At 53.7% G+C, this 26,466-nt stretch carries 18 protein-coding genes; 15 read left to right on the plus strand and 3 right to left on the minus strand.

The features are described 5' to 3' along the window. Window positions 1–200 precede the first annotated feature (200 nt). The 13 genes from BZK41_RS21495 (at window position 201) to BZK41_RS21555 (ending at window position 19,966) form a co-directional block, all read left to right on the plus strand. Complete coding sequence (locus BZK41_RS21495; RefSeq protein ID WP_079939506.1) at window positions 201–5,135, plus strand: alpha-2-macroglobulin; 4,935 nt, start codon at window positions 201–203, stop codon at window positions 5,133–5,135. Further along, complete coding sequence (gene pbpC, locus BZK41_RS21500; RefSeq protein ID WP_079939507.1) at window positions 5,136–7,448, plus strand: peptidoglycan glycosyltransferase PbpC; 2,313 nt, start codon at window positions 5,136–5,138, stop codon at window positions 7,446–7,448. 148 nt (window positions 7,449–7,596) lie between these two features. Beyond that, window positions 7,597–8,028, plus strand: a complete 432-nt coding sequence (ndk, locus tag BZK41_RS21505) for a nucleoside-diphosphate kinase (RefSeq protein ID WP_003037710.1) — start codon at window positions 7,597–7,599, stop codon at window positions 8,026–8,028. Between the two features lie 290 nt (window positions 8,029–8,318). Beyond that, window positions 8,319–9,485 carry a bifunctional tRNA (adenosine(37)-C2)-methyltransferase TrmG/ribosomal RNA large subunit methyltransferase RlmN gene (locus BZK41_RS21510; RefSeq protein ID WP_003037713.1) on the plus strand — a complete coding sequence of 389 codons (1,167 nt, stop codon included), beginning with the start codon at window positions 8,319–8,321 and terminating at the stop codon, window positions 9,483–9,485. Between the two features lie 283 nt (window positions 9,486–9,768). Continuing rightward, window positions 9,769–10,767, plus strand: a complete 999-nt coding sequence (gene rodZ / locus BZK41_RS21515; protein WP_079939508.1) for a cytoskeleton protein RodZ — start codon at window positions 9,769–9,771, stop codon at window positions 10,765–10,767. Window positions 10,768–10,793: 26 nt separating this feature from the next. Beyond that, window positions 10,794–11,912 carry a flavodoxin-dependent (E)-4-hydroxy-3-methylbut-2-enyl-diphosphate synthase gene (gene ispG, locus BZK41_RS21520; protein ID WP_003037720.1) on the plus strand — a complete coding sequence of 373 codons (1,119 nt, stop codon included), beginning with the start codon at window positions 10,794–10,796 and terminating at the stop codon, window positions 11,910–11,912. A gap of 110 nt (window positions 11,913–12,022) precedes the next feature. After that, window positions 12,023–13,297, plus strand: coding sequence for a histidine--tRNA ligase (hisS, locus tag BZK41_RS21525; protein WP_079939509.1), 1,275 nt, complete (start codon window positions 12,023–12,025; stop codon window positions 13,295–13,297). 13 nt (window positions 13,298–13,310) lie between these two features. Then, window positions 13,311–13,931 (plus strand): YfgM family protein, encoded by a 621-nt coding sequence (locus BZK41_RS21530; RefSeq protein ID WP_079939510.1) that lies wholly within the window; start codon window positions 13,311–13,313, stop codon window positions 13,929–13,931. Window positions 13,932–13,941: 10 nt separating this feature from the next. Further along, entirely contained in the window at window positions 13,942–15,120 is a 1,179-nt protein-coding gene (bamB, locus tag BZK41_RS21535; RefSeq protein ID WP_016153997.1) for an outer membrane protein assembly factor BamB, read from the plus strand. Window positions 15,121–15,237: 117 nt separating this feature from the next. Then, window positions 15,238–16,710 carry a ribosome biogenesis GTPase Der gene (gene der, locus BZK41_RS21540; RefSeq protein WP_079939511.1) on the plus strand — a complete coding sequence of 491 codons (1,473 nt, stop codon included), beginning with the start codon at window positions 15,238–15,240 and terminating at the stop codon, window positions 16,708–16,710. Between the two features lie 300 nt (window positions 16,711–17,010). Then, window positions 17,011–18,552, plus strand: a complete 1,542-nt coding sequence (locus BZK41_RS21545; RefSeq protein ID WP_079939512.1) for a peptide MFS transporter — start codon at window positions 17,011–17,013, stop codon at window positions 18,550–18,552. 63 nt (window positions 18,553–18,615) lie between these two features. After that, entirely contained in the window at window positions 18,616–19,698 is a 1,083-nt protein-coding gene (locus BZK41_RS21550; RefSeq protein ID WP_079939513.1) for a Gfo/Idh/MocA family oxidoreductase, read from the plus strand. Window positions 19,699–19,750: 52 nt separating this feature from the next. Continuing rightward, complete coding sequence (locus BZK41_RS21555) at window positions 19,751–19,966, plus strand: zinc ribbon domain-containing protein (protein ID WP_079939514.1); 216 nt, start codon at window positions 19,751–19,753, stop codon at window positions 19,964–19,966. On the opposite strand, the gene xseA is transcribed toward BZK41_RS21555, so the two are convergent. Then, entirely contained in the window at window positions 19,963–21,336 is a 1,374-nt protein-coding gene (gene xseA / locus BZK41_RS21560) for an exodeoxyribonuclease VII large subunit (protein WP_079939515.1), read from the minus strand. The two genes, BZK41_RS21555 and xseA, sit on opposite strands and share 4 nt — an antisense overlap. A gap of 160 nt (window positions 21,337–21,496) precedes the next feature. Here xseA and guaB point away from each other — a divergent pair, with 160 nt between their 5' ends. Further along, entirely contained in the window at window positions 21,497–22,963 is a 1,467-nt protein-coding gene (gene guaB / locus BZK41_RS21565) for an IMP dehydrogenase (protein WP_003037756.1), read from the plus strand. A 63-nt stretch (window positions 22,964–23,026) separates the two neighbouring features. Continuing rightward, complete coding sequence (gene guaA, locus BZK41_RS21570; RefSeq protein WP_079939521.1) at window positions 23,027–24,604, plus strand: glutamine-hydrolyzing GMP synthase; 1,578 nt, start codon at window positions 23,027–23,029, stop codon at window positions 24,602–24,604. A 121-nt stretch (window positions 24,605–24,725) separates the two neighbouring features. On the opposite strand, the gene mscS is transcribed toward guaA, so the two are convergent. Next, window positions 24,726–25,604 (minus strand): small-conductance mechanosensitive channel MscS, encoded by an 879-nt coding sequence (gene mscS, locus BZK41_RS21575; protein ID WP_079939516.1) that lies wholly within the window; start codon window positions 25,602–25,604, stop codon window positions 24,726–24,728. Between the two features lie 367 nt (window positions 25,605–25,971). Then, complete coding sequence (locus BZK41_RS21580) at window positions 25,972–26,175, minus strand: YfgG family protein (protein ID WP_079939517.1); 204 nt, start codon at window positions 26,173–26,175, stop codon at window positions 25,972–25,974. Window positions 26,176–26,466 lie beyond the last annotated feature (291 nt).

Here is a 26,466-nt window from a genome sequence, read left to right on the forward strand (position 1 = left end):
CTCCATTTTTACCAGGTTTCGGCAAATTGTCGGACGTTTAGTGCAAAGCGACAAGTAAAAGAGGCTGATTTGTCAGGCGAATCCACATTAATCATGAAAATTAGGACAACGTTGTTCAGTTACTGACTTCCACAGCTGGAAATCTGACGCATAATAGTTGATCTACGTAGCTAACGGGCCACTACGGCCAGGGATGAAAAATGAAACATTTACGCGTAGCGGCCTGCATGCTGATGCTGGCACTGGTCGGGTGCGATAATAATAACGAAAAATCACCGACGGCTGCGAAACCTGATGCACCAGCGCCACAGACTGCGCCCGCAAAAGACAAGGCTCAGTTAGAACAGCTGATGCAGCAAAGCCAGGGCAAGTCGCTGACGATGCTGGATGCCTCAGAGGTCCAGCTCGACGGTGCGGCAACGCTCGTGTTGACCTTCTCCATTCCCCTCGATCCAGAACAAGATTTTTCCCGCGTCGTGCACGTTGTTGATAAAAAAAGCGGCAAAGTGGACGGCGCCTGGGAGTTGGCACCAAATCTGAAAGAGCTACGCTTACGCCATCTGGAACCTAACCGGGAACTGGTGGTGACCATTGAGCGTGATTTGCTGGCGCTGAATAAAGCGACGTTCGCGATTGATTATGAAAAAAACATTACCACTCGCGACGTCCAGCCAAGCGTAGGGTTTGCCAGTCGCGGCTCGCTGCTGCCGGGAAAAGTAATTGAAGGCCTGCCGGTAATGGCCCTCAACGTTAACAGCGTGGATGTGAACTTCTTTCGCGTGAAGCCTGAATCGCTCGGCGCATTTGTCAGCCAGTGGGAATACCGCAATTCCTTGACGAACTGGGAATCTGACAATCTGCTGAAAATGGCGGAACTGGTGTATACCGGACGCTTTGACCTCAATCCTGCGCGTAACACCCGTGAGAAGCTGCTGCTGCCGCTGAGCGATATCAAGCCGTTGCAGCAAGCAGGTGTTTACATCGCGGTGATGAATCAGGCTGGACAATACAACTACAGTAATGCCGCTACGCTGTTCACGCTCAGCGATATTGGTGTGTCTGCTCACCGTTACCACAATCAACTGGATGTCTTTACGCAGAGTCTGGAAAACGGCGCCGCGCAGCAGGGTATTGAGGTCACGTTACTCAACGAAAAAGGACAGACGCTGGCGCAGGCTACCAGCGACGCGCAGGGTCATGTCAAACTGGAGACTGATAAAGACGCGGCCTTATTGCTGGCCCGCAAAGACGGGCAAACCACGCTGCTGGATCTGAAGCTCCCGGCGTTGGATCTGGCTGAATTTGATATTGCTGGCGCACCGGGATACAGCAAACAGTTCTTTATGTTTGGTCCCCGTGACCTCTATCGTCCTGGCGAAACGGTGATCCTCAACGGATTACTGCGTGACAGCGATGGCAAAACGTTGCCAGACCAGCCGGTGAAGCTGGAGGTCGTGAAGCCTGACGGACAAGTGTTACGCTCGGTGGTTAGCCAGCCGGAGAACGGTCTGTACCGCTTTAGCTGGCCGCTGGACACCAACGCACCAACCGGTATGTGGCATATTCGTGCTAATACGGGCGACAACCAGTCGCGGATGTGGGATTTCCACGTCGAAGATTTTATGCCTGAGCGGATGGCGCTCAATCTCTCCGCCAATAAGATTCCGGTAGCTCCGGCTGATGAAGTGAAGTTCTCGGTAGTGGGCTACTACCTGTACGGCGCGCCTGCTAACGGCAATGCTCTGCAAGGGCAGCTTTTCCTGCGCCCGCTGCGCGAAGCGGTGCAGGCATTGCCGGGGTTCCAGTTTGGTAATATTGCCGAAGAAAATCTGTCCCGCAGCCTCGATGAAGTTCAGCTTACGCTGGATGAACACGGTCGCGGCGAAGTGACCACCAACAGCCAATGGCAGGAGACGCATTCTCCGTTACAGGTGATCCTGCAAGCCAGCCTGCTGGAATCTGGTGGTCGTCCGGTAACGCGTCGGGCTGAACAAGCCATCTGGCCTGCGGACACGCTGCCGGGTATTCGTCCGCAGTTTGCGGCAAAAGCTGTCTATGACTACCGTACTGATACCACCGTGAATCAGCCTATCGTTGATGAAAACAGCAACGCCGCTTTCGACATTGTGTATGCCGATGCGCAAGGCGAGAAAAAAGCGGTGTCCGGTTTGCAGGTGCGTTTGATCCGCGAGCGACGAGATTATTACTGGAACTGGTCTGAAGGCGAGGGCTGGCAATCACAGTTCGATCAAAAGGATCTGGTTGAGGGTGAGCAGACCCTGGATCTTAAGGCCGATGAGACCGGTAAAGTTAGCTTCCCGGTTGAGTGGGGCGCTTATCGTCTGGAAGTAAAAGCCCCGAATGATGCAGTGAGCAGCGTACGCTTCTGGGCCGGTTATAGCTGGCAGGATAACAGCGACGGCAGCGGGGCCGCGCGTCCCGATCGCGTGACGCTGAAACTGGATAAACCCAGCTATCGTCCTGGCGATACCATGAACCTGCACGTTGCCGCTCCTGCTGCTGGCAAAGGTTATGCGATGGTGGAATCCAGCGAAGGCCCGCTGTGGTGGCAAGAAATAGACGTACCGGCGGATGGTCTCGATATCTCCATCCCGATCGATAAAAGCTGGAATCGCCACGATTTGTATCTCAGCGCGCTGGTGATTCGCCCTGGCGACAAGTCCCGTTCGGCAACGCCAAAACGGGCGGTCGGCTTACTGCATTTGCCGTTAGGCGATGAAAACCGTCGTCTGGCGCTGGCGCTGGAAAACCCGGCGAAAATACGTCCAAACCAGCCGTTGACCGTCAAGATTAAAGCCAGCGTCAAAAATGGCGACGTACCAAAACAGGTTAACGTGCTGGTCTCTGCCGTTGATAGCGGGGTGTTGAACATTACCGATTACGCCACGCCGGACCCATGGCAGGCGTTTTTCGGGCAAAAACGCTATGGCGCGGATATTTATGATATTTACGGCCAGGTAATCGAAGGGCAGGGGCGTCTGGCAGCGCTGCGCTTTGGTGGTGATGGCGATGAATTAAAACGCGGCGGTAAGCCACCGGTCAATCACGTCAATATCGTGGCGCAACAGGCGTTGCCGGTCACGCTCAACGAGCAGGGCGAAGGTACGGTGACGTTACCAATTGGTGATTTCAATGGTGAACTGCGGGTAATGGCGCAGGCCTGGACTGCGGATGACTTTGGCAGCAGCGAAAGCAAAGTGATTGTTGCGGCACCGGTGATTGCTGAACTGAACATGCCGCGCTTCCTGGCGGGGGGCGATACCTCGCGCCTGACGCTGGACGTGACTAACCTGACTGACAAACCGCAAACGCTGAATATTAAGCTCGTGGCCAGCGGTTTACTGGAGCTGATGGGGCAAGATCCCGCACCGGTAAATCTGGCGCCAGGCGTACGAACTACGCTGTTTATTCCGGTGCGTGCGCGGGAGGGCTTTGGTGATGGCGAAATTCAGGCAGAAATTAGCGGTCTGACTTTACCGGGTGAAACGCTGCCTGTTCAGCATAAACAGTGGAAGATTGGCGTGCGTCCGGCGTTCCCGGCGCAAACCGTTAATAACGGTGTCGCACTGCAGCCAGGCGAAACCTGGCAGCTTCCGGGCGAAGAACTGACCAATTTCTCCCCTGCAACGATGCAGGGGCAATTGCTGTTCAGCGGTAAGCCGCCGCTAAATCTGGCGCGTTATATCCGCGAACTGAAGGCTTACCCTTACGGCTGCCTGGAGCAAACGGCGAGCGGGTTGTTCCCATCCTTATACACCAACGCTGCGCAATTGAAGGCGTTAGGTATTGTGGGCGACAGCGATGAAAAACGCCGTGCGGCAGTCGATATTGGGATTTCTCGTTTAGTGCAGATGCAGCGTGATAACGGCGGTTTCGCGCTGTGGGATAAAAACGGGTCGGAAGAGTACTGGCTGACCGCGTATGTCATGGACTTTCTCGTCCGGGCGAATGAACAGGGCTACAGCGTCCCGGTGGAAGTGATTAACCGGGGCAACGAGCGGCTGCTGCGCTATTTGCAGGATCCAGGAATGTTGTCGATTCGCTATACCGACGACGCATCAGCAAGCCGGTTTGCCGTACAAGCCTACGCCGCGTTGGTACTGGCGCGTCAGCAAAAAGCCCCGCTCGGTGCATTGCGTGAGATCTGGGATCGCCGTGCTCAGGCGGCTTCTGGTTTACCGCTGTTACAACTGGGGATCGCGCTGAAAAATATGGGTGATGCCAACCGCAGTGAACAGGCGTTGACGCTGGCGCTGAATACGCCGCGCCGCGATACGCAACAGTGGATGGCGGATTACGGCAGTGCGTTACGGGATAACGCGTTGATGCTGGCTTTGCTCGAAGAGAACAAGCTCAAACCTGACGTGCAGAATACGCTGCTGAACACGTTGTCAGAACAGGCCTTTGGACAGCGCTGGCTCTCGACTCAGGAAAATAATGCGTTGTTCCTTGCCGCGCGTACGTTACAGGATTTGCCTGGTACGTGGCAGGCGCAAACGTCACTCTCGGAGCAACCATTGGCAGGGGATAAATCGCTAACCCGCAATTTGGATGCCGACACACTGTCTACGCTGAGCGTCACCAATACCGGTAATCTACCGCTGTGGTTGCGTCTGGATGTGAGCGGTTATCCGCAAACCTCACCGACGCCTGCCAGCAACGTTCTGAATATTGAGCGTCAAATTCTGGGGCTCGACGGGAACAGCAAATCGCTGGATTCTTTGCGTAGCGGCGAGCTGGTGCTGGTCTGGCTGGAGGTGAAAGCCAGCCAGAACGTGCCGGATGCGCTGGTGGTTGACTTACTGCCAGCAGGACTGGAGCTGGAAAACCAGAATCTGGCCAACGGTAGCGCCAGCCTGCAGGATAGCGGCAGCGAAGTGGCGAATCTGCTTAATCAGATGCAGCAGGCAGATATACAGCACGTTGAGTTCCGTGACGATCGCTTTGTCGCCGCGGTGGCGGTCAACGAAGGACAACCGGTTACGCTGGTGTATCTGGCGCGAGCGGTAACGCCGGGAACCTACCAGGTTCCCGTCCCACAGGTGGAATCAATGTATGTTCCGCAGTGGCGCGCGACCGGTGCGACAGAGGGACTTTTGATTGTCAGACCGTAAATGATGCGTGGGTTGGGTAAACGCGGCTGCTGGCTCTGGCTGGCAGCCGTTGCGCTATTGATTGTGGCGGCAGTATGGGCGGCAGATAAAATCTGGCCGCTGCCCTTGCACGAAGTCGATCCGGCACGGGTCGTGGTGGCCCATGATGGTACGCCACTCTGGCGCTTTGCCGATGCGGATGGTATCTGGCGGTATCCGGTAACGATTGATGAAGTGTCGCCCCGCTACCTTGAGGCGCTAATTAACTACGAAGACCGCTGGTTCTGGAAGCATCCCGGCGTCAATCCGTTTTCAGTACTGCGCGCAGCATGGCAGGACCTCTCCTCTGGGCGTGTGGTTTCGGGCGGCAGTACGCTCACCATGCAGGTCGCACGATTACTCGATCCCCATCCGCGAACCTTCGGCGGCAAGTTTCTCCAGCTCTGGCGCGCATTGCAGCTGGAATGGCATCTCTCCAAACGTGACATCCTGACACTGTATCTCAACCGTGCGCCGTTTGGCGGTACGCTGCAGGGCGTGGGGGCGGCAAGCTGGGCCTATCTTGGTAAATCACCCGCGCAATTGAGTTACTCCGATGCCGCATTGCTGGCTGTGTTGCCACAGGCACCGAGTCGCCTGCGTCCGGATCGCTGGCCGGACCGTGCTGAAGCGGCGCGTAATAAAGTGCTCGAACGTATGGCGGCTCAGGGTATTTGGCCTGCCAGACAGGTACAGGAGTCGCGTGAAGAGCCGATCTGGCTGGCACCCCGGCAAATGCCGCAGTTAGCGCCATTATTCTCGCGCATGATGCTGGGGAAAAGCCGGAGCGATAAAATCGTAACTACCCTTGACGCTGGATTGCAGCGCCAACTGGAAGAGCTGGCGCAAAACTGGAAAGGGCGCTTACCTGCTCGCAGTTCGCTGGCAATGATTGTGGTCGATCACACCGATATGAGTGTACGTGGCTGGGTGGGGTCGGTAGATATGAATGACGACTCCCGCTTTGGTCATGTGGATATGGTGAATGCGATCCGTTCGCCCGGCTCGGTGCTGAAGCCGTTTGTTTATGGCCTGGCGCTGGATGACGGACTCATTCATCCCGCTTCGTTGTTGCAGGATGTCCCGCGGCGAACCGGGGACTATCGACCGGGAAATTTTGACAGCGGTTTTCATGGCCCGGTGAGCATGAGCGAAGCGCTGGTAAGGTCGTTGAATTTACCCGCCGTGCAGGTACTCGAAGCCTATGGCCCGAAGCGTTTTGCCGCATCGTTACGTAACGTCGGCTTACCGCTGTATCTGCCCGCAGGGGCTGCGCCGAATCTGTCGCTGATTTTAGGTGGCGCGGGGGCAAGGCTGGAAGATATGGCCGCAGCGTACAGCGCCTTTGCCCGCCAGGGAAAAGCGGGAAAACTGCGTCTGCAGCCGGGTGACCCACTGCTTGAACGTCCGTTGATGTCGGCGGGCGCGGCGTGGATTATTCGCCGCATTATGGCCGGCGAAGCGCAACCGCTGCCGGATAACGCGCTGAGCAGAGTGGTCCCTCTGGCGTGGAAAACGGGCACCAGCTATGGCTATCGCGATGCCTGGGCGATTGGTGTTAACGCCCGTTATGTGATCGGTATCTGGACTGGCAGACCAGACGGAACGCCGGTGGTGGGTCAGTTTGGATTTGCCAGCGCCGTGCCGCTGCTCAATCAGGTCAACAATCTTTTGCTCTCTCGCGGGACAAATCAGCCGGAAGATCCACGCCCTGAATCCGTAGGTCGCGGTGTGGTGTGCTGGCCGGGCGGGCAATCCCTTGCTCCCGGAGACAGCAACTGCCGTCGCCGTCTGGCAACCTGGTTACTGGATGGCAGTCAGCCGCCAACGTTATTATTGCCCGAGCAGGAAGGCGTTAATGGTATTCGTTTTCCTGTCTGGCTGGATGATGAAGGCAAACGTGTGGCGGCGGATTGCCCGCAGGCGCACCAACAAACGTTAATCGTCTGGCCGTTGCCGCTGGAGCCATGGCTACCGGAATCAGAACGCCGTGGGGCGAGATTACCGCCAGTTTCTGCCACGTGTCCGCCGTTGGGACAAGACGCTTCGCAGCCGTTGCAGTTGACAGGCATTCGTGATGGCGCGATTGTGAAGCGTTTACCCGGTTCTGCTCAAGCCTCATTGCCGGTGCAAACCAGTGGTGGGAGCGGTGAACGCTGGTGGTTTCTTAACGGTGAAAGGCTGGATGAACGCGGACGTCGTCTGACGCTACAGCTGGCGACTCAAGGGGAATATCAACTGCTGGTGATGGATGACGCTGGTCAGGTCGCGACGGTGAGATTTTCGATGCAGTAGACCAGTTGGTGACTGTTTGTTGCTAAAATTCATCTTATTTTAAAGAAATGTTACCTTCATCAATAGTCAATTGCCGGGATGCTCTTTATAATCCGCGCCAGGTCGTACATCTATATAGACAACAACAGAACACATTACAGAGGTTATCATGGCTATTGAACGTACTTTTTCCATCATTAAACCAAACGCGGTGGCAAAAAACGTTATTGGGAGCATCTTTGCGCGCTTTGAAGCAGCAGGGTTCAAAATTGTCGGCACTAAAATGCTGCACCTGACCGTTGAGCAGGCGCGTGGCTTCTATGCTGAGCACGATGGCAAACCGTTCTTTGACGGTCTGGTTGAATTCATGACCTCCGGTCCGATCGTTGTTTCTGTTCTGGAAAGCGAAAATGCCGTACAGCGTCATCGCGATCTGCTGGGCGCAACCAACCCGGCGAATGCGCTGGCCGGTACTCTGCGTGCAGATTATGCTGACAGCTTCACCGAGAACGGTACTCACGGTTCCGACTCCGTTGAGTCAGCGGCGCGCGAAATCGCCTATTTCTTTGGTGAAGGTGAGGTTTGCCCGCGTACTCGCTAATCTCCTGCGTCTTTCACGTCGCAGATGCGTTGGCAGCGTTCGTTTACCCCGGTCACATAGTTTTCTATGCTTCCGGGGATGCTCGAACTTGCCGCCTTCCTGCGACGCGAAATCCTCTGGAGATGAATTAGCGATTTACATATTATTTTCGCTAATGCTTCGTGCAAACGTGGCATCCCTGCGCCAGACTTTGTACAATGCAACGCCCCGGAAGAGCAGATCGCTTGCCGGGGCGTTTCTTTTTAACCCTCCACGGGCCACAACGTGTAACAACGAGGCCGGAAAAAATTATGTCTGAATTAGTTAACACCTCTGAAGTCGTCATTCCTGCGGTTCCAAATAAAAATGGAAAAATTAACCTGCTGGATCTGAACCGTCAGCAAATGCGCGAATTCTTCAAAGAGATGGGCGAAAAACCGTTTCGTGCCGATCAGGTCATGAAGTGGATGTACCACTATTGCAGCGACAACTTTGATGACATGACTGACATCAATAAGGTGCTGCGTAACAAGCTGAAAGAAGTGGCTGAAATTCGCGCTCCGGAAGTGGTGGAAGAGCAGCGTTCTTCTGACGGTACGATCAAATGGGCCATCGCGGTTGGCGATCAGCGTGTCGAAACCGTGTATATCCCGGAAGACGATCGCGCAACCCTGTGTGTTTCTTCACAGGTCGGTTGTGCGTTAGAGTGTAAATTCTGCTCTACGGCGCAACAGGGCTTTAACCGTAACCTGCGGGTATCGGAGATCATTGGTCAGGTCTGGCGCGCGGCGAAGATCGTCGGTGCGGTGAAGGCTACGGGCGTGCGTCCTATTACCAACGTGGTGATGATGGGGATGGGCGAGCCGCTGCTCAACCTGACCAACGTGGTTCCGGCGATGGAAATCATGCTCGATGACTTCGGTTTTGGGCTGTCCAAGCGTCGCGTCACGCTCTCCACCTCAGGCGTTGTTCCTGCGCTGGATAAACTGGGTGATATGATTGACGTCGCGCTGGCGATTTCTCTACATGCGCCGAACGATGAAATTCGTGACGAAATTGTACCGATCAACAAGAAGTACAATATCGAAACATTCCTTGGCGCGGTTCGTCGTTATCTGGAGAAATCCAACGCTAACCAGGGGCGTGTAACCATTGAGTATGTGATGTTAGATCACATCAATGATGGTACTGAACACGCGCATCAGCTGGCAGAACTGCTGAAAGATACGCCGTGTAAGATCAACCTGATCCCGTGGAACCCGTTCCCGGGCGCGCCGTATGGCCGTAGTTCTAACAGCCGTATCGATCGTTTCTCCAAAGTGTTGATGAGCTATGGTTTCACCACCATTGTGCGTAAAACACGTGGCGATGACATCGATGCAGCCTGTGGTCAGCTGGCGGGCGACGTTATCGACCGTACCAAGCGTACTCTGCGTAAGCGTATGCAGGGCGACGCTATCGACATTAAGACCGTTTGATGTTGGCGCACTACGGTATAATTCCTGTACCGTAGTGCAACGTAAGCCATATGAGGTTTTTTGTTGTCGTCGTCAGGTCAATAATAACGGTGCGTTTTTGTCGACTTTAAGGCAGTATGTAACGGCGTAACAAGTGTTTAGCCCTCAGGTTTACGCCGTTTTGTCATTGATAGTCTGACCGTTTTATACTGTCTGACGAAGGTTAACTGACCAGATGTTTCGCGGTGTGGGTGAGCATTGTGGCTCGCCGGCATCAGAACCCAAATTTACGCAGCTGTAGCGAATGAATACTGAAGCCACGCACGACAAAAATGAAACACTATCCACCGGCGTTCGTCTGCGCAATGCCCGTGAACAACTCGGATTCAGCCAGCAGGCAGTCGCGGAGCGACTTTGCCTGAAGGTCTCCACAGTACGCGATATTGAAGAAGATAAGGCGCCAGCCGATCTTGCTTCAACATTCCTGCGTGGGTATATCCGTTCTTATGCGCGTCTGGTGCATATTCCTGAAGAAGAACTGTTGCCAGGGCTGGAAAAACAGGCTCCGATTCGACCAGCTAAAGTCGCACCGATGCAGAGCTTCTCGCTCGGTAAGCGTCGTAAGAAACGCGACGGCTGGTTAATGACCTTTACCTGGCTTGTACTGTTTGTCGTTGTCGGACTGACAGGCGCCTGGTGGTGGCAGAACCATAAAGCACAGCAGGAAGAGATCACCACCATGGCCGATCAATCCTCTGCTGAGCTGAATGCCGGTAAAGAGGGTGCGCAGAACGTACCGTTAGATACCAGCGCCGCAGCGGGGCAGGATACCCCTCCGGCTCCTGACGATGGTGCGGTAGCGGACGCGGCGCCAACGTCAGACGTTGCAGCGACCCCGGCACCCGCCGCGGATGCGCAGCAGAACGCCGTTGTGGCACCTTCTCAGGCTAACGTCGATACCGCAACTACAGCGCCAACAGCGCCAGCTACTGCGGCTCCTCTGCCGACCGATCAGGCAGGTGTGACTACACCTGCAGCCGATCCTAACGCGCTGGTGATGAACTTTACCGCCGATTGCTGGCTGGAAGTAACCGATGCAACCGGTAAAAAACTGTTCAGCGGGATGCAGCGTAAAGACGGCAATCTAAACCTGACCGGTCAAGCGCCGTACAAACTGAAAATTGGCGCCCCGGCGGCAGTGCAGATTCAGTTCCAGGGTAAACCTGTCGATCTGAGTCGTTTTATCAGAACTAACCAGGTTGCGCGTCTGACCGTTAATGCCGAACAATCACCGGCTCAGTAACAGACGGCAATGCGGGAGATTTTTTAATGCATAACCAGGCTCCAATTCAACGTAGAAAATCGACACGCATTTACGTTGGGAACGTGCCGATCGGCGATGGTGCGCCCATCGCCGTACAGTCTATGACCAATACCCGCACCACGGATGTGGAAGCGACGGTTAATCAGATTAAAGCGCTGGAACGCGTAGGCGCAGACATTGTTCGTGTCTCTGTACCGACAATGGATGCCGCAGAAGCGTTCAAGCTTATCAAACAGCAGGTTAACGTCCCGCTGGTTGCCGATATTCACTTCGACTATCGTATCGCGCTGAAGGTGGCGGAATACGGTGTTGATTGCCTGCGTATTAACCCAGGTAATATCGGCAGTGAAGAGCGTATTCGCATGGTGGTGGATTGCGCTCGTGATAAAAATATTCCTATCCGTATCGGCGTTAACGCCGGATCGCTGGAAAAAGATCTGCAGGAAAAATACGGTGAACCAACGCCGCAGGCGCTGCTGGAATCCGCTATGCGCCACGTAGATCACCTCGATCGTCTGAACTTCGATCAATTCAAAGTCAGTGTTAAAGCGTCTGACGTGTTCCTCGCCGTAGAATCCTATCGCCTGCTGGCGAAACAGATCGATCAACCGCTGCATCTGGGGATCACCGAAGCCGGTGGCCTGCGTAGTGGTTCGGTGAAGTCCGCGATTGGCCTTGGCCTGCTGTTATCTGAAGGGATCGGCGATACGCTACGTGTTTCTCTGGCAGCCGATCCGGTGGAAGAGATCAAAGTTGGTTTTGATATCCTGAAATCGCTGCGCATTCGCGCGCGCGGGATCAACTTCATCGCTTGCCCAACCTGTTCGCGTCAGGAGTTTGACGTTATTGGTACGGTTAACGCACTGGAGCAACGCCTGGAAGATATCATTACGCCAATGGACGTTTCGATCATCGGCTGCGTGGTAAACGGTCCTGGTGAAGCGCTGGTTTCTACGCTGGGCGTGACGGGCGGTAACAAGAAAAGTGGCCTGTATGAAGACGGCGTGCGTAAGGACAGACTCGATAACGACGACATGATTACGCAGCTTGAAGCCCGCATCCGCGCTAAAGCGAGTATTCTGGACGAAGCGCGTCGTATCGACGTGCAGCAGCTTGAAAAATAACAACGTGATGGGAAGCGGCGTGCTTCCCGTGTATGATTGAACCCGCATGGCGCCCGCATTGTTCGGGTTAGCGCTGAGGGTTCATTTTTATATTCATAAAGAGAATAAACGTGGCAAAAAACATTCAAGCCATTCGCGGCATGAACGATTATCTGCCTGGCGAAACCGCCATCTGGCAGCGCATTGAAGGCACTCTCAAAAACGTGCTCGGTAGCTACGGTTACAGTGAAATCCGCTTGCCGATTGTAGAGCAGACCCCGTTATTCAAACGCGCGATCGGTGAAGTCACCGACGTGGTTGAAAAAGAGATGTATACCTTTGAGGACCGTAATGGCGACAGCCTGACGTTGCGTCCTGAAGGGACTGCGGGCTGCGTACGCGCCGGCATCGAACATGGTCTCCTGTACAATCAGGAACAGCGTCTGTGGTATATCGGGCCGATGTTCCGCCACGAACGTCCGCAGAAAGGACGCTATCGTCAATTCCATCAGCTGGGTGTCGAAGTGTTTGGCCTGCAAGGCCCGGATATCGATGCGGAACTGATTATGCTGACCGCTCGCTGGTGGCGCGCGCTGGGTATTTCTCAGCATGTCAGCCTTGAGCTGAACTCAATCGGTTCACTTGAAGCCCGCGCTAACTACCGTGATGCGCTGGTCGCCTACCTGGAACTGCACAAAGAGAAACTGGACGAAGACTGCAAGCGTCGTATGTACACCAACCCGCTGCGCGTTCTCGACTCCAAAAACCCGGAAGTACAGGCGCTGCTCAACGACGCGCCTGCGCTGGGCGACTATCTTGATGACGACTCTCGCGAGCACTTCGCAGGCTTGTGCAAACTGCTGGAGTCCGCAGGCATTGCCTACACCGTCAATCAGCGTCTGGTTCGTGGTCTTGATTACTACAACCGCACCGTATTTGAGTGGGTCACCAGCAGCCTGGGCTCTCAGGGTACCGTGTGTGCCGGTGGTCGTTACGACGGTCTGGTAGAGCAACTTGGCGGTCGTGCAACGCCTGCCGTGGGCTTTGCTATGGGGCTGGAACGACTTGTTTTGTTAGTTCAGGCAGTTAATCCGGAATTTAACGCAGATCCTGTTGTCGATATATACCTGGTTGCTTCAGGGGCGGACACGCAGTCGGCGGCAATGACGCTTGCAGAACGTCTGCGCGATGACGTTCCTGGGGTGAAACTGATGACAAACCACGGCGGCGGCAACTTTAAGAAACAGTTTGCCCGCGCCGATAAGTGGGGCGCCCGCGTTGCACTGGTACTGGGCGAGTCCGAAGTGGCTGACGGTACTGTTGTAGTGAAGGATTTGCGCTCTGGTGAGCAAACGGCAGTAGCGCAGGATAGCGTTGCCGCGCATTTGCGCACTCTACTGGGCTAAGGAGAAGGACAGCGTGGAAATTTACGAGAACGAACACGACCAGGTTGATGCGGTAAAACGCTTCTTTGCTGAAAACGGCAAAGCGCTGGCTGTTGGGATCATTTTAGGGGTTGGCGCGCTGGTTGGTTGGCGTTACTGGACCAGCCATCAGACGGAGTCCGCACGCTCTGCTTCTCTGGCGTATCAAAATACGGTGTCTGCGGTTAGCGCGGGTAAACCGGACAGCATTCCTGCTGCAGAGAAATTTGCTGCAGAGAATAAAAATACCTATGGCGCGCTGGCTTCACTGGAACTGGCGCAGCAGTTTGTTGACCAAAATGAACTTGAGAAAGCCGCAACTCAGCTGCAACAGGGCTTGGCTGCGACCAGCGATGAAAATCTCAAAGCGGTGATTAACCTGCGTCTGGCGCGTGTTCAGGTTCAGCTTAAACAAGCCGATACCGCACTGAAAACGCTCGACACCATTAAGGGTGAAGGGTGGACGGCCATTGTTGCCGATCTGCGTGGTGAAGCGTTGCTGAGCAAAGGCGACAAACAAGGTGCGCGTAGCGCATGGGAAGCGGGTGTGAAAAGCGATGCCTCTCCTGCTCTGAGCGAAATGATGCAGATGAAAATCAATAATTTGTCCATCTGAGAGGGACCCGATGCAATTGCGTAAATTACTTCTGCCAGGGCTGCTTTCCGTTACCCTATTGAGCGGCTGTTCACTGTTTAGTGGCGAAGAAGATGTCGTTAAGATGTCCCCATTACCGGTGGTTGAGAACCAGTTTACTCCGTCTACGGACTGGAGCACCTCCGTAGGTAACGGTATTGGTGATTTCTATTCCAATCTTCATCCTGCGCTGGCGGATAACGTTGTCTATGCAGCCGATCGCGCCGGTGTCGTTAAGGCGTTGAATGCGGACGACGGCAAAGAAGTCTGGTCTGTTAATCTGGGTGAGAAAGACGGCTGGTTCTCCCGTGCATCTGCACAGCTTTCTGGCGGTGTAACCGTGTCCGGCGGACATGTTTACATTGGCAGTGAAAAAGCACAGGTTTATGCGTTGAATACCAGCGACGGTACCACCGCATGGCAGACGAAAGTCGCCGGTGAAGCGCTGTCTCGTCCTGTTGTGAGCGATGGCGTAGTATTGATCCACACCAGCAACGGCCAGTTGCAGGCATTAAACGAAGCAGACGGCGCCATCAAATGGACCGTTAACCTCGACATGCCTTCTCTGTCTCTGCGTGGTGAATCCGCTCCGGCAACCGCCTTTGGCGCAGCTATTGTCGGCGGTGATAACGGTCGCGTGAGCGCCGTGCTGATGCAGCAAGGCCAGATGATTTGGCAGCAGCGTATCTCTCAGGCGACAGGCCCAACGGAAATCGATCGTCTGAGCGACGTTGATACCACGCCGGTTATCGTCAATGGCGTTGTTTACGCGCTGGCTTATAATGGTAACCTGACGGCGCTGGATCTGCGCAGCGGTCAGATTATGTGGAAACGCGAACTAGGCTCGGTGAATGATTTCATCGTTGATGGTAACCGTATCTACCTGGTTGACCAGAACGACCGCGTGCTGGCGCTGACCACCGATGGCGGCGTGACGCTGTGGACGCAAAGCGATCTGCTGCACCGTCTGCTGACGTCCCCGGTATTGTATAATGGCAATCTGGTCGTCGGTGATAGCGAAGGCTATCTGCACTGGATTAACGTTGACGATGGTCGTTTTGTTGCCCAACAGAAAGTCGACAGCTCAGGTTTCCTGACCGAGCCGGTCTCTGCTGATGGTAAACTGCTGATCCAGGCGAAAGACGGTACGCTGTACTCTATTACGCGTTAATCGTCGCGGCCGCTCGCTTTGAAAAACGGCTCCTGGTGCAGGGGCCGTTTTACTGTTTTTAACAACGGGGCAAAAATGTGCCCGTTGTCTGATGATTTTTTAAATGAGGCTTTAAACATGGTACCTGTGGTCGCGCTTGTCGGGCGCCCTAACGTTGGCAAATCCACGTTATTTAACCGTCTAACTCGCACCCGAGATGCGCTGGTTGCGGATTTCCCGGGTCTGACTCGTGACCGTAAGTACGGTCGTGCGGAAATTGAAGGCCGTGAGTTTATCTGTATTGATACCGGCGGTATTGATGGCACCGAAGACGGCGTTGAAACCCGTATGGCAGAACAGTCGCTGCTGGCTATCGAAGAAGCAGACGTTGTGCTGTTCATGGTGGACGCGCGTGCAGGCCTGATGCCTGCGGATGAAGCTATTGCGAAACATCTGCGTTCGCGCCAGAAACCGACGTTCCTGGTCGCTAACAAAACTGACGGACTCGATCCTGATCAGGCGGTTGTTGATTTCTACTCGCTGGGTCTGGGTGAAATTTATCCGATCGCGGCGTCCCATGGTCGTGGCGTCCTCAGCCTGCTGGAGCATGTTCTGCTGCCGTGGATGGATGACGTTGCTCCTCAGGAAGAAGTGGATGAAGACGCGGAATACTGGGCGCAGCTGGAAGCCAAAGAAAACGGCGAAGAAGAGCCTGAAGACGATTTCAACCCGCAGGACCTGCCGATCAAACTGGCGATTGTTGGTCGTCCGAACGTAGGTAAGTCCACACTTACTAACCGTATTCTCGGCGAAGACCGCGTGGTGGTTTACGACATGCCGGGAACCACGCGTGACAGTATTTATATTCCGATGCAGCGCGATGAGCGCGAATATGTGCTCATCGATACCGCGGGCGTGCGTAAGCGCGGCAAAATTACCGAAGCGGTAGAAAAATTCTCAGTAATCAAAACGCTGCAGGCAATTGAAGATGCCAACGTGGTGATGCTGGTGATTGACGCGCGTGAAGGGATTTCCGATCAGGACCTGTCGCTGCTGGGCTTTATCCTCAATAGTGGGCGCTCACTTGTTATCGTTGTGAACAAGTGGGATGGCCTGACGCAGGAAGTAAAAGAGCAGGTCAAAGAGACGCTGGACTTCCGTTTGGGCTTTATTGATTTTGCGCGCGTACACTTTATCTCGGCGCTGCACGGTAGCGGCGTGGGCAATCTGTTTGAATCGGTCCGTGAAGCATACGATAGCTCTACACGTCGTGTGAGTACCGCAATGCTGACGCGCATCATGACCATGGCAGTAGAAGATCATCAGCCACCGCTGGTGCGTGGTCGTCGTGTGAAGCTGAAATATGCCCATGCCGGTGGTTATAACCCGCCAATCGTGGTGATTCACGGCAACCAGGTCAAAGACCTGCCGGATTCCTACAAGCGCTATCTGATGAACTATTTCCGCAAATCTCTGAACGTAATGGGGACGCCGATCCGTATTCAGTTCAAAGAAGGGGAAAACCCGTTTGCAAACAAACGCAATACGCTGACTCCGACTCAGATGCGTAAACGTAAGCGTTTGATTAAGCACATCAAAAAAAGCAAGTAATCGTCGCTGATGCAGATGAAAACCCGCGCTTGTCGCGGGTTTTTTTTCGTTATTCCAACGCCAACCTCAGCCCGTGCGATGTCAATCACTATTCGTTTTTTGCCAAGTTTAAATCTAAGAAAGTAGACATTTGTCGAGTTTTCATCTTAAAGTCCGGGGGCTGGTACTAGACAAAACTAGCCTTAGGTTATCAAATGGTTAAATAATTTTTCGCCGCATGTAAAAAATCGGTCAGATACGTAACTGGCTGGCGTACATCGCGGTGTTTACACGCACGACGACATAACTTTCGGGAGAATTATGCAATCCTCTGTTAATCAAAAAGAAAGCCGAACTTTCTTCGGTCATCCTTATCCGCTCGGCTCGCTGTTCTTCACGGAGATGTGGGAGCGTTTTTCGTTTTACGGCATTCGCCCGTTACTGATCCTGTTTATGGCTGCTACTGTTTATGACGGCGGCATGGGACTGGCGCGTGAAAACGCCTCGGCCATTGTGGGGATCTTTGCCGGTACGATGTACCTTGCCGCACTGCCGGGTGGTTGGCTGGCAGATAACTGGCTCGGCCAACAGAAAGCGGTGTGGTACGGTTCCATTTTGATTGCGCTCGGTCACCTGTCGATTGCGATCTCGGCCATTATGGGGAACAACCTGTTCTTTATCGGCCTGATGTTTATCGTGCTCGGGTCCGGTCTGTTTAAGACCTGTATCTCAGTGATGGTTGGCACGCTGTATAAAAAAGGCGATGCGCGTCGCGACGGCGGTTTCTCGCTGTTCTACATGGGCATCAATATGGGGTCGTTTATCGCGCCGTTGATCTCCGGCTGGCTGATTAAATCCCACGGTTGGCACTGGGGCTTTGGCATTGGCGGTATCGGGATGCTGGTGGCGTTAATCATCTTCCGCGTATTTGCCGTTCCATCGATGAAACGCTATGACAGCGAAGTAGGTCTGGACTCTACCTGGAACAGCCCAGTAGTGAAACGTAACGGTGTGGGCGCGTGGCTGCTGGCGCTGGCCGTCGGCGTAGCCGTTATCGTTACGCTGATTGCGCAGGGCGTGATTGTGATTAATCCGGTCGCGGTTGCCAGTATGCTGGTGTACGTGATTGCCGCTTCCGTCGCGCTCTATTTTATCTACCTGTTCATCTTTGCCGGTCTGAACCGTAAAGAGCGCGCCAGACTGCTGGTCTGCTTTATCCTGCTGGTTTCCGCCGCGTTCTTCTGGTCCGCGTTTGAGCAGAAACCAACCTCGTTCAACCTGTTCGCTAACGACTACACTAACCGTATGATCGGTGATTTTGAAATCCCGGCAGTGTGGTTCCAGTCGATAAACGCGCTGTTTATCATTCTGCTGGCACCAGTATTCAGCTGGGCGTGGCCGAAGCTGGCGAGCATGAACATTCGCCCGAGCAGCATCACCAAGTTCGTTATCGGTATTCTCTGTGCCGCTGCAGGCTTTGGTCTGATGATGCTGGCTGCGCAAAACGTTCTCAGTAACGGCGGTGCTGGCGTTTCTCCATTCTGGCTGGTGGGCAGCATCCTGATGCTGACGCTTGGTGAGCTGTGCCTGAGCCCGATCGGTCTGGCGACCATGACGCTGCTGGCCCCGGAAAGAATGCGCGGGCAGATGATGGGCCTGTGGTTCTGCGCCAGTGCGCTGGGTAACCTGGCCGCAGGTCTGATTGGTGGTCATGTGAAGGCCGACCAACTGGATATGCTGCCGGATCTCTTCGCTCGCTGCTCGATTGCGTTGCTGATCTGCGCTGCGGTACTGATCGTCCTCATTGTGCCGATTCGTCGCATGCTGGAGAATACGCAAACTAAACCGGTAACCAGCGCCTGATAACACCTCGATTGTGCCGGGGCAGACGTGATGTCCCGGCCATTCAATTTATGAGGTGAGAACATGCTGTTAGGGTTTGTTGGGCTTGGCGCAGTTGTTGAAACAGCATACTTGCCCGCATTACGTCACATGTTCGGTGATTCCCTGTGCTGTGTGGGATTTGACGTGCAGCCCGCAAAGCAACCTGCTGATGTGACATGCTGTGCATCGCTCGCTGAACTTCTTGCAACACCGCTTGATACCTTATTTATCACCACCGCATCACTGCATCATCTCGATGTGCTTGAGCAGGCGCTGGCCGCTCCCATCGCACGTATCGTGGTCGAAAAACCGATTGTCGCCACGCTTTCCCAAATTGAAAAACTGAAAACGTTGCTGGTTCAACCCGGCGTCGCTGACCGTGTACTGGCACTAGACCACTGGATGGCGCGCAATGGCGCAATGCAGCTGGCACTGGGAAAGCTCGGTGCACAGTGGCTGGGCGATAGCCCACAACAGGCACTGGTTTCTCACTTTTCAGACGTTGTTAAAATCGACGGTTTTTTGCAGGAACCGAGCGGGTATAACGCTTCAGGAGAGCCTATCGCGCTCAACTTTGCCACCGGTGAGCCGGACACGCGTGAGCTTCGCCACCCGGATGGCGTGATTCTGGACATTGGCACACATGTACTGGCTATGCTGCGTGAAACGGTGCGTTACCTGGGCGGTAATGACAGCATGACCTTGCAGGTGAAGAGCGCTAAAGACCGTCTGGGACATAACATCATCCAGGGGGACCTGAACACGGCTGAAGGAGAGGCGCATCTGCAAGGACTGATTAGCGGTATACCGCTGGATATCTGGTTGAATAAATACGCGGGGCCGGCTGGTGGACAAAAAGGTCTGCGCCTTTATCTGCGTGATGGGCGCATCATCAATTACGACCGGTGGGGTGCCGAGGATGTGCTCGAATTGATTGACGGTGATGTTGTGCAACGCTGGTGTCTGCCAGGTACGATTTATGCCCATTGTCTGGCGGAACATATTCTGGGGGCGCAAAGTCTGTTTGAGCGCAGCCCGCAGGAGGTGAGTCGCACGACGCAGCGCAGGCTGGAGGAGGTCGAACGATTACTGACCCTACAGCAACAGTTGCGTGGTTCACACTAGGCGTATCATGGTAAAATTAGCGCAGAATTGAACGCTATTTAAAGGAGTCACCATGTCGATGACCTGCCCGGATTGTCACGCAGAACTGGAACCACAAAACGGTGTGGCACACTGTGAAAACTGTAAAAAAGATATTCCGTTAGAAGCGCGCTGTCCGGAGTGCCATCAGCCGCTCCAGGTGTTAAAAGCCTGCGGAGCGGTGGATTACTTCTGTCATAATGGTCATGGTCTGATTTCGAAGAAACGTGTGGAATTTGTGCCGGTTTAATCTGGCTTTTTTTTACGCGTTTTCTTTGCCGCCGTTACGCCTTTCACTTCGCTCTCTACCCAACCGTCTGACAGGCGGGTAGTGAGCACATCCCCGGTTTTTACCTGTTTCGTCTGCTTTAGCACTTTGCCGTCCGTCGCGGTAGTGACGCTATAACCACGAGCGAGTGTAGAGAGAGGACTCACCGCTTCAAGATGCGTCACCACATTACCGAAGCGTTCTCGCTGTGCACTTAAACGCGCGCGGATATTCTCTGCCAGACGGTACTCCAGTTGCTGAATACGGGTTTGCGCCCGATAAATGCGCGGCTGTGGGTTTTGTTGGCTCAGGCGTTGGCTTACGCGCTGTTGGCGCTGATTGGCCTGCTTAATCTTATTCTCAAGTGCGAAATTCATCCGCTGGCGCAGTCGCTCCAGCACGGTCTGCTGACGGGCCAGACGCAGTTGCGGATGTTGCTGTTGCAAACGGTGATGAAGCTGGGTAAATCGACGAGTACGGTTGGCGATGTAATAGTCCATCGCCATTTCCAGACGCTGCTGGCCATGCTGAATTTGACGCAGCAGTTCCAGTTGATTGCGGCTGACAATTTCCGCCGCAGCTGATGGCGTAGGCGCTCGTAAATCTGCAATAAAATCGGCAATCGTGACATCTGTTTCGTGGCCGACGGCGCTTACTACCGGAATGCGGCTGGCAAAGATTGCCCGCGCTACGCGTTCGTCGTTAAAACTCCACAAATCTTCCAGAGAACCACCGCCGCGCCCGACGATAAGCACATCGCACTCGCCCCGCGCATTCGCCAGCTCAATGGCGCGAACGATTTGTCCTGGCGCATCGTCGCCCTGGACCGCGGTCGGGTAGATAATAACGGGCAGGGATGGGTCACGACGCTTCAGAACGTTGAGAATATCGTGCAGCGCAGCCCCGGTTTTCGAGGTAATGACCCCAACGCAGTGGGCTGGTGAAGGTAGCGGTTGCTTGTATTGCTGATCGAATAACCCTTCAGCCTGCAGTTTGGTTTTGAGTTGCTCATATTTTTGCTGCAACAAGCCTTCGCCAGCTGGCTGCATGCTCTCAACAATAATCTGGTAGTCGCCGCGCGGTTCGTACAACGTAATGTTGGCGCGTACCAGAACCTGCTGACCGTGCTGTGGGCGGAACGTTACCCGACGATTGCTGTTGCGAAACATCGCGCAGCGTACCTGGGCGGTGTCATCTTTGAGCGTAAAATACCAGTGACCGGAGGACGGCTGAGTGAAATTCGAGATTTCACCGCTGATCCAAACTTGTCCCATTTCCTGCTCAAGCAGCAAACGAACCGTCTGATTTAGGCGGCTTACGGTAAAAATTGAGGTGGTTTGAGAGGATAACATGTGAGCGGGATCAAATTCTAAATCAGCAAGTTATTCAGTCGAAAGTAACATGCTCACAGAGGAGCGCAAGGTTTTTTTGCAAAAAAGTGTGGATGCAATCGGTTACGCTCTGTATAATGCCGCGGCAATATTTAATAACCTCCCAGGTGAGATATTGCCCATGCTACGTATCGCAAAAGAAGCCCTGACGTTTGACGACGTCCTCCTCGTTCCCGCTCATTCTACCGTTCTGCCGAATACTGCTGACCTCAGCACGCAGTTGACGAAAACCATTCGCCTGAACATTCCTATGCTCTCCGCAGCAATGGACACCGTGACGGAAGCGCGCCTGGCGATTGCCCTGGCCCAGGAAGGCGGCATCGGTTTTATCCACAAAAACATGTCTATCGAGCGCCAGGCTGAAGAAGTTCGCCGCGTGAAGAAACACGAATCTGGTGTGGTAACTGACCCACAGACCGTACTGCCAACCACTACTCTGCGCGAAGTGAAAGAACTGACCGAACGTAACGGCTTTGCAGGCTACCCGGTGGTGACAGAAGATAATGAACTGGTCGGCATCATCACTGGTCGTGACGTGCGTTTTGTGACTGACCTGAATCAGCCGGTTAGCGTCTACATGACCCCGAAAGAGCGTCTGGTGACCGTTCGTGAAGGCGAAGCGCGTGATGTTGTTTTTGCCAAAATGCACGAAAAACGCGTTGAGAAAGCGCTGGTTGTTGATGACAGCTTCCATCTGCTCGGTATGATCACCGTTAAAGATTTCCAGAAAGCAGAACGTAAACCTAACGCCTGTAAAGACGAGCATGGTCGTCTGCGCGTTGGTGCAGCTGTCGGTGCTGGCGCAGGTAACGAAGAGCGTGTTGACGCGCTGGTTGCCGCTGGCGTAGACGTCCTGCTGATTGACTCCTCTCACGGCCACTCTGAAGGCGTTCTGCAGCGTATTCGTGAAACGCGTGCTAAATATCCTGACCTGCAGATCATCGGCGGTAACGTTGCTACGGGCGCAGGTGCTCGCGCGCTGGCTGAAGCCGGCTGCAGCGCTGTTAAAGTGGGTATCGGCCCTGGCTCCATCTGTACTACCCGTATCGTTACCGGCGTCGGTGTTCCGCAGATCACCGCCGTTTCTGATGCCGTTGAAGCGCTGGAAGGCACCGGTATTCCGGTTATCGCCGATGGCGGTATTCGTTTCTCCGGCGACATCGCTAAAGCGATTGCTGCTGGTGCTGCCGCAGTGATGGTTGGCTCCATGCTGGCGGGTACTGAAGAATCCCCGGGCGAAATCGAACTGTACCAGGGCCGTTCTTACAAATCTTACCGCGGTATGGGTTCTCTGGGCGCGATGTCCAAAGGGTCTTCTGACCGTTACTTCCAGAGCGATAATGCCGCTGACAAACTGGTCCCGGAAGGTATCGAAGGTCGCGTTGCCTATAAAGGTCGCCTGAAAGAGATCATTCACCAGCAGATGGGCGGCCTGCGCTCCTGTATGGGTCTGACCGGCTGTGGTACTATCGACGCGCTGCGAACGAAAGCAGAGTTTGTACGCATCAGCGGTGCGGGTATTCAGGAAAGTCACGTTCACGATGTGACCATCACCAAAGAGTCCCCTAACTACCGCATGGGCTCCTGATAAGTTTCCGCGCCCGGCTATATGCCGGGCGAATTTGTTTCACTTGCCTCGGAATTAGCGTCAATGACAGACAATATTCATAAACATCGCATTCTCATCCTCGATTTCGGCTCACAGTACACTCAGCTGGTTGCACGTCGCGTACGTGAACTGGGCGTCTACTGTGAACTGTGGGCATGGGATGTTACGGAAGCACAAATTCGCGAATTCAACCCAAGCGGTATCATTCTTTCCGGTGGTCCGGAAAGTACCACTGAAGAAAACAGCCCGCGTGCGCCGGAATACGTTTTCAATGCGGGCGTGCCGGTGTTCGGCGTGTGCTACGGTATGCAGACCATGGCAATGCAGCTCGGTGGTCATGTTGAAGGTTCTAACGAACGTGAATTCGGCTATGCGCAGGTTGAAGTTCAGACCGACAGCGCGCTTGTCCGCGGTATTGAAGACTCCCTGACCGCAGACGGCAAACCGCTGCTGGACGTGTGGATGAGCCACGGCGACAAAGTGACTGCGATTCCGGAAGGTTTCGTGACCGTTGCCAGCACCGACAACTGCCCGTTCGCTATCATGGCGCACGAAGAAAAACGCTTCTACGGCGTGCAGTTCCACCCGGAAGTTACCCACACCCGTCAGGGCATGCGCATGCTGGAGCGCTTTGTGCGCGACATCTGCCAGTGTGAAGCGCTGTGGACGCCGGCAAAAATTATCGATGACGCCGTTGCCCGCATTCGCGAGCAGGTTGGCAATGATAAAGTTATCCTCGGTCTGTCCGGCGGCGTTGACTCCTCCGTCACCGCGATGTTGCTGCACCGTGCTATCGGCAAAAACCTGACCTGCGTGTTCGTTGACAATGGTCTGCTGCGTCTCAACGAAGCTCAGCAGGTGATGGATATGTTCGGCGACCACTTTGGCCTGAACATCATTCATGTGGAAGGCGAAAAGCGTTTCCTGGACGCGCTGAAAGGCGAGAACGATCCAGAAGCTAAACGTAAAATCATCGGCCGCGTATTCGTGGAAGTATTCGATGAAGAAGCGCTGAAGCTGGAAGACGTTAAGTGGCTGGCGCAGGGCACCATCTACCCGGACGTGATCGAATCCGCGGCTTCTGCCACCGGTAAAGCGCACGTTATTAAATCTCACCACAACGTTGGCGGTTTGCCGAAAGAGATGAAGATGGGGCTGGTTGAGCCGCTGCGTGAGCTGTTCAAAGACGAAGTGCGTAAGATTGGTCTGGAGCTGGGCCTGCCGTACGACATGCTGTACCGTCACCCGTTCCCGGGACCGGGTCTGGGCGTACGTGTGCTTGGCGAAGTGAAGAAAGAGTACTGCGACCTGCTGCGTCGCGCGGATGCTATCTTCATTGAAGAACTGCACAAAGCTGACTTGTACAACAAGGTAAGCCAGGCGTTCACCGTGTTCCTGCCGGTACGTTCCGTTGGCGTTATGGGCGATGGCCGTAAGTACGATTGGGTTGTTTCCCTGCGTGCTGTTGAAACCATCGACTTTATGACCGCGCACTGGGCGCACCTGCCGTATGACTTCTTAGGCCGCGTATCCAACCGCATCATCAACGAAGTGAACGGTATTTCCCGCGTGGTGTATGACATCAGCGGTAAGCCGCCAGCGACGATTGAGTGGGAATAATATCCCTTTTGGTAGCGGTTTCTGAACCGGTAATATGAAAAAAAGCCCTCTATTTACAGAGGGCTTTTTATTGCACGCATTTCAGTAAATACTTCAGGCGCATGCTCTGCAGGATAGTACGCTAATCGACCAGTTGAAGCTGAGGCTGCTGCTGAGGTGCGATACTCTGAATATGCACATCCATCTGCGGATAAGGCAGGCTGATGTGGTTGGCGTCCAGCGCCTCTTTGATATTTTCCAGCAGATCGTAATAGGTGTTCCAGTATTCAACGTTTGGCACCCACACGCGGACGTAAAAATTCAGCGCAGAAGCGCCCAGTTCACCCAGACGAACGGTCACCCCACGTTGCTTATCTATGCGGCTGTCCTGCTCGATAATATGGTTAATCACGCGCTTAACATCTGCTATTCGGCTCTGGTAGCCCACGCCAATCACCAGATCGATACGGCGGAAAGGGTGACGGGAATAGTTAATGATGTTGTCAGCGATGATCTTACCGTTTGGAATCACAACTTCTTTGCTATCCGCGGTGAGCAAGGTGGTGGAGAAGATGTGCACCTTTTCTACTGTTCCGGTAACAGCACCAATCTGTACCACTTCCCCTGCGCGAAAAGGCCGCAGGGAAACCAGTAATACACCAGCGGCAAAGTTGGAAAGTGAGCCTTGTAGCGCGAGGCCAATAGCGAGTCCGGCGGCACCGATGACGGCAATAATGGAGGATGTTTCAATACCGACGCGGCCCAACGCTGCGACGACGGAAAAGGCGAGGGTGATGTAACGTACCAGCGCGGTGAAGAACTGAATGATGGTTCTATCGACTTTACGTTTAAGTAGTAACTTTTCCAGCCCACGAGAGAGCAGACGAGCGATAAATTTACCGACAAACAATAAGATTACGGCGGCAACGATATTCCAGCCGAATTGAATGACAGCATCACTGTGCCCGGCGATCCACTCAAGGCCGCTTCTTATTTTCGGGAATAATAAAAAACCACTCATGGTATTACCCTGTAGTATTTAAAAATGGTAACAATTCAAATAACTATTTAATTTTCATGCAATATATAAATATTTTCGTCAGTGATATTTACTGATGATATTAATTAGCGTTTATTTGAGCACTGTTTGTCTTTTTTATGTTCGTTAAAACAGAACGTAAAAATCAGCGCGAATGGTGCGGTGAAGTGGAATGAAAAGATTGTGTATTTGTGCGAAAAATACGGTCGATTATCCGATAATTCAGCGAGAGTGGTGGGAGATGTGTGTAAAGTTTCGTCACTCAAATCCCTTACCGGATGGTTAAATGTCAGACGATTAGCCATCCGGTAAGGAATCTTAATGCTGGGGATATCACAGGCGCGAGCGATCAATGTACGTCGGTTTGTGCAGGAGATGTCTGTTGCGGCTGAGTGATCTGCTGAGATTCTTTTTTGTCCTGGTGGTGATGCCACGCACCAATAGCGGAGTAGACGAAGCGTCCGAAGAAGAAGAGAAAGCTGATAAGCAGTACGATCCGGATCATGCGACTGTTAAATCGGTGTCGTTTGCGTAGGCTGGTAACCTGGCTCACAAAAGGTTCCTTGTAGTGTACCCAACTGAGGGCGATACTCACATTAAGGCACACTGAGAGGGAATGGTCAATTCTTCCTTATGTAAAATTGCTTCAGTTGTTTTATCTCCTTATGTTATGGAAATTAATATTATTATTTGCATGAATAATGTATTAACGATAAAAAATAATGAAAAGCGTAATAATTGATGAATGAGGGGCGTTTTTTTTGATATGTATCAAGCACCATCCTTTGCTGCCAACTAAAATCGATGAATCATTGTGATGTATTTTACTTTATCGTTTTGAAGT

Origin of the sequence: Citrobacter sp. A316 (genome assembly GCF_002042945.1) — a bacterium.
In the GTDB taxonomy this organism is placed as follows: Bacteria; Pseudomonadota; Gammaproteobacteria; order Enterobacterales; family Enterobacteriaceae; genus Citrobacter; species Citrobacter portucalensis.